Source organism: Mesorhizobium sp. M1A.F.Ca.ET.072.01.1.1, assembly GCF_004023325.1.
Taxonomy (GTDB): domain Bacteria; phylum Pseudomonadota; class Alphaproteobacteria; order Rhizobiales; family Rhizobiaceae; genus Mesorhizobium.
Genome location: NZ_RZSF01000444.1, coordinates 1 through 4329 on the forward strand (window position 1 = coordinate 1; position 4329 = coordinate 4329).

General features: G+C 64.4%; 5 protein-coding genes. 4 read left to right on the top strand and 1 reads right to left on the bottom strand.

Translation table 11 applies throughout. The annotated features are described in order from the left end of the window. The 4 genes from EOA32_RS33810 to EOA32_RS33825 all read left to right on the top strand — a co-directional run. On the top strand, positions 1-633 hold a 633-nt coding region (locus EOA32_RS33810), incomplete at its 5' end, for a tyrosine-type recombinase/integrase (protein ID WP_128374038.1). A 99-nt stretch (positions 634-732) separates the two neighbouring features. After that, positions 733-1683: an acetyl-CoA carboxylase carboxyltransferase subunit alpha gene (locus EOA32_RS33815; protein WP_066990365.1), complete on the top strand. Its 951-nt coding sequence runs from the start codon at positions 733-735 to the stop codon at positions 1681-1683. Positions 1684-1983: 300 nt separating this feature from the next. Then, the gene (locus EOA32_RS33820; RefSeq protein WP_066990368.1) at positions 1984-3303 is read left to right on the top strand and encodes a murein L,D-transpeptidase family protein; all 1320 of its coding nucleotides are present in this window, start codon (positions 1984-1986) and stop codon (positions 3301-3303) included. Positions 3304-3315: 12 nt separating this feature from the next. Continuing rightward, complete coding sequence (locus EOA32_RS33825) at positions 3316-3555, top strand: sulfurtransferase TusA family protein (RefSeq protein WP_066990371.1); 240 nt, start codon at positions 3316-3318, stop codon at positions 3553-3555. 19 nt (positions 3556-3574) lie between these two features. Here EOA32_RS33825 and EOA32_RS33830 read toward each other — a convergent pair. Then, on the bottom strand, positions 3575-4329 hold a 755-nt coding region (locus EOA32_RS33830), incomplete at its 5' end, for a GTP-binding protein (RefSeq protein WP_128374039.1).

The following is a 4329-nucleotide window of genomic DNA, read 5'->3' on the forward strand; positions in this document are numbered from 1 at the left end:
ACGCTGGACAGCCCGAAGAAGGGCCGGCCGCTGCCGAAGACCATGACCGAGGCTGAGACGGGCCGCCTGGTCGACCGCGCGGCTGAGGAGGCGGGCGGGGCTGCGCCCGACGGCGACCGGTTGGCGGCGCTGCGCCTGCACGCGCTGGTCGAGGTGCTCTATGCCACGGGCCTGCGCGTTTCCGAGCTTGTCGGTCTGCCGGTGACGGTGGCGCTGCGCGACGACCGTTTCTTCATGGTGCGCGGCAAGGGCGACAAGGAGCGCATGGTGCCGCTGTCGGCCAAGGCGCGCGCCGCGATGCGGGCGTGGCTTGCCGCCAGGGCGGGGGTGCCGGCCTATGCCGACAGCCCGTTCCTGTTCCCAGCCTCTTCCGACAGCGGTCATCTCTCCCGGCAGGTTTTCGCACGCGATCTCAAAGGCTTGGCGGCGCGAGCCGGCATCGCCGCGACCAAGATCTCGCCGCATGTCCTGCGCCACGCCTTCGCGAGCCATCTCCTGCAGAACGGTGCGGATCTCAGGGCTGTGCAGCAACTGCTTGGCCACGCCGATATCTCCACCACGCAGATCTACACTCATGTGCTGGAGGAGCGGCTGGTGCGGCTGGTCAACGATCATCATCCGCTTGCCGACTAGGCTTCATATCGCTATGTGAGGGCGACGTTCCACCGCCCGGAACCAGCATTTCCAGGGTTCCGCCAGCCATTGCCTTCCGACGGATCGGTCCGCCCCAGCATGTATAATTACCTCGATTTCGAAAAGCCGGTGCAGGATCTGGAGCTCAAGATCCTTGAGCTGAAGAAGCTCGCGGAGAACGGCGAGGCGGTCGATGTCGCCGACGAGATCGGCAGGCTGGAGAAGCGTTCGCGCGATGCGCTGCGCGATCTCTACAAGGCGCTCACCCCTTGGCAGAAGGTCCAGGTGGCCCGCCATCCGGACCGGCCGCACTGCCTCGACTACATCAAGGGCTTGTTCAGCGATTTCACGCCGTTGGCCGGCGACCGCAATTTCGGCGACGACCAGGCGATCGTCGGCGGTTTTGCCCGTTTCCGCGGCGAGCCGGTGGCGGTGATCGGCCAGGAGAAGGGCTCCGACACGGCAAGCCGCATCAAGCACAATTTCGGTTCGGTACGGCCCGAGGGGTACCGCAAGGCGGTTCGGCTGATGGAGCTTGCCGACCGCTTCAACATTCCGCTTTTGACGCTGGTCGACACCGCCGGCGCCTATCCCGGCGTCGGCGCCGAGGAGCGCGGCCAGGCCGAGGCCATTGCGCGCTCGACCTCAGCCTGCCTGGCGCTCAAAGTGCCGTCGATCTCGGTGGTCATCGGTGAAGGCGGCTCCGGCGGCGCCATCGCGATCGCCACCGCCAACCGCGTCTACATGCTGGAGCACGCCATCTATTCGGTGATCTCGCCCGAGGGCGCGGCCTCTATTCTTTGGCGCGACACCACCCGTTCCAAGGACGCTGCGACCAACATGAAGATCACCGCCCAGGATCTTCTCGAAATGAAGATCATCGATGCCATCGTTCCCGAGCCGATGGGCGGCGCCCAGCGTGCGCCGGAAACGGTGATTGCCGCCACCGGCGACCTGATCGCCAAGACGATGAAGGACTTTGCCGGCGCCAACACCGATTTCCGCGAGCAGCGCCGCGAGAAATATTTAGCGATGGGCCGCAGCCTTTAATGCATGTCGCGCAAAACTGTGCAGTGGTTTTGCGAAAGCGACATGCATGAAAACAAAGCACGTGAGTCTGCCCCAGCGCCACCCGTTTAATTCGGCCGCGCGCCGCAACTATGGCGGCTGTTAACATTTTCGCCACAAAAATGCCGCCGCATTCGGCTCAATGAAAATATCCGCGAGGGGTTGGCTATTGCTTGCGGTAAGGAATTTTCAAGGTTAACGGGCTTACGGTCCATTGGTGTTGAGCCTGCGGGCCGGCCATGCCGAGGCCGTTGGCCTGAGAGAAAAGACAAAGCCGTATCGATGTTTGCCAAGCTTGCCCGCACCGGAGTCCTTGTCGCCGCGATAGGCATCGCCGGCTGCAATGATTCGTCGATGAAGGATTTTGCGCCAGAGGCCAACAAGCCCCTGCCGGATAAGATCCTCGCCGACATGAAGGCCAAAGGCATGGTGCGCACCTCCTCGGTGATGGCGCGCATCTTCAAGGAAGAAGGCAAGCTGGAGATCTGGAAGGCCAAGACCAACGGCCGCTACGATCTCGTCGCCAGCTACGACATCTGCAAATGGTCGGGCAAGCTCGGCCCCAAATACACCGAGGGCGACCGCCAGGCGCCGGAAGGCTTCTACACGGTGCGTCCGTCGCAGATGAATCCGCGCTCGAACTACCATCTGTCCTTCAACATCGGCTATCCCAACGCCTACGACAGGGCCAACGGCCGCACCGGCTCCAATTTGATGGTGCACGGCGCCTGCTCCTCGTCCGGCTGCTATTCGATGACCGATGCCCAGATCGAGCAGATCTATGCTTTCGGCCGCGATGCCTTCCAGGGCGGCCAGACCGAGTTCCAGATCCAGGCCTTCCCGTTCCGCATGACCGCCGCCAATATGGCGCGCTACCGCAACGACCCGAACTACGAGTTCTGGAAGATGCTGAAGGTCGGCTACGACAATTTCGAAATCACCAAGGTCCCGCCGAAAGTCGACGTCTGCGAGAAGCGCTACGTCTTCAATCAAGTAGCGCCAGAAGGCACCACCTTCGACCCGACAGGCGCCTGCCCGGCAATGACACAGCCTGATTCGTTGAAAACGGCCTACGCCGACTACGAAAAGCGCTACGACGCCGCCTTCAACTCCGCGGTCAAGGGAAGCATACTACCGCCTAAGCCGGCCATCGCCGGCATCAAGGAAGCCAGCATCGTTTCCGACTGGTCCAAGCGCCGCGCCCGCGGCGAGCGTGTGCCGATCGACCCGCCGTCGATGAATGCCGACGGCTCGGTAACCGAGACGACGCGGATGGGCCGCATCGATTCCCCGCTCGGCCGCAAGATGGCCGCGCTCGACGCGGAGAAGGAGGCCAAGCGCAAGGCCGAGGAGCAGCGGCTTGCGGCGATCGAGGCGGCCAAGGCCGCCAAGGCGCAAGCGCAGGCTGAAAAGGCAGCCGCCAAGGCGCAGGCCCTGGCCGAAAAGGAAGCCGCCAAGCAGGCGGCTCAGCAGCCGGTGGTCACCGCAGGCGTCGAGGCGGCTTCCGCGCAACCGGCGCTGGAAACGCAGCAGGCGGCAAGTGCCGACGAAGGCACGGTCTCGAAGCTGAAGAAGAAACTGCTCGGCATGTTCGGCGGCTGAGATTTCTCGATCTTGGCCGGGTCCGCCGCTACCTACGATCTAAAGGGGCTGAACTGCCCGCTGCCGGTGCTGAAGGCACGCAAGCGTCTGGCCGCGATGCGGCCCGGCAGCCGTCTGTGGCTGGAAACCACCGACCCGCTGGCCGTGATCGACATTCCGGCCTTCTGCGCCGATGCCGGCCATCAGCTGATCGAGACGGCGGCGGTCGACGGCGGCCATCGCTTCCTGGTGGAGCGCGGCGGCGCGGCATAGGCCAATCGGACCTCTGGAGCTACAGCCCGGCGATCGCCAGCGGATTGGCCTCGAGCGCCGCCCGGTCGGGCGTGTCGATCGACGGCTTGTTGGTGAAGGCGGAAAACAGCCGCTGGACATAATCTTCCGGCATGTCGAGCGTGATCAGCACCAGCCGCGTGCCGCGCCGTCCGTCCGGCCACGACGGCAGCCTGGCCGGCGGATGCAGGATCTTCTGCACGCCGTGGATCACCAGCGGCCGTGACGGATCCTCCTGAAGTTCGATGACGCCCTTCATGCGTAGCAGTTTCTCGCCATGCGTCGAGCGCAACAAATCGAGGAACATCTCGATCGCCGAGAACGGCACCGGCCCGTCATGGACGAGCGAGTGGGAGCGCACGCGGCCGTCGTGGCGGTGGTCGTGATGATGGGGGGCGTGATCATGACCATCGTCGTGGTGATGATGATCATGCGCCGCCTCCTCTCCGAGCCAGCGCCGCACGTCGGCGCTCTTGGTTTCGGGATTGTAGAGGCCGCAATCGAACAGCGACGCTGCCCCGGTAGCGGGGTCATTGACGTCGAGCAGGACCACGCTCGGATTTATCTGATGAAGTCGCGCCCGCAGGGCCTCGGCGTCGCTTGCCTCGGCGAGATCGGTCTTGGTCAGCACGATGCGGTCGGCGACGGCCGCCTGCTTCACCGCCTCGACATGGTTATCGAGCGTGGCCGCCCCGTTGACGCCGTCGACCAGCGTGATGACGCCGTCGAGCCGGAGAGCCTGCACCAGCGCCGGAT

Excerpts from the sequence above, each read along its gene's own strand:
- EOA32_RS33815 (WP_066990365.1), top strand. The coding sequence starts at position 733 with ATGTATAATTACCTCGATTTCGAAAAGCCGGTGCAGGATCTGGAGCTC.
- EOA32_RS33820 (WP_066990368.1), top strand. The coding sequence starts at position 1,984 with ATGTTTGCCAAGCTTGCCCGCACCGGAGTCCTTGTCGCCGCGATAGGC.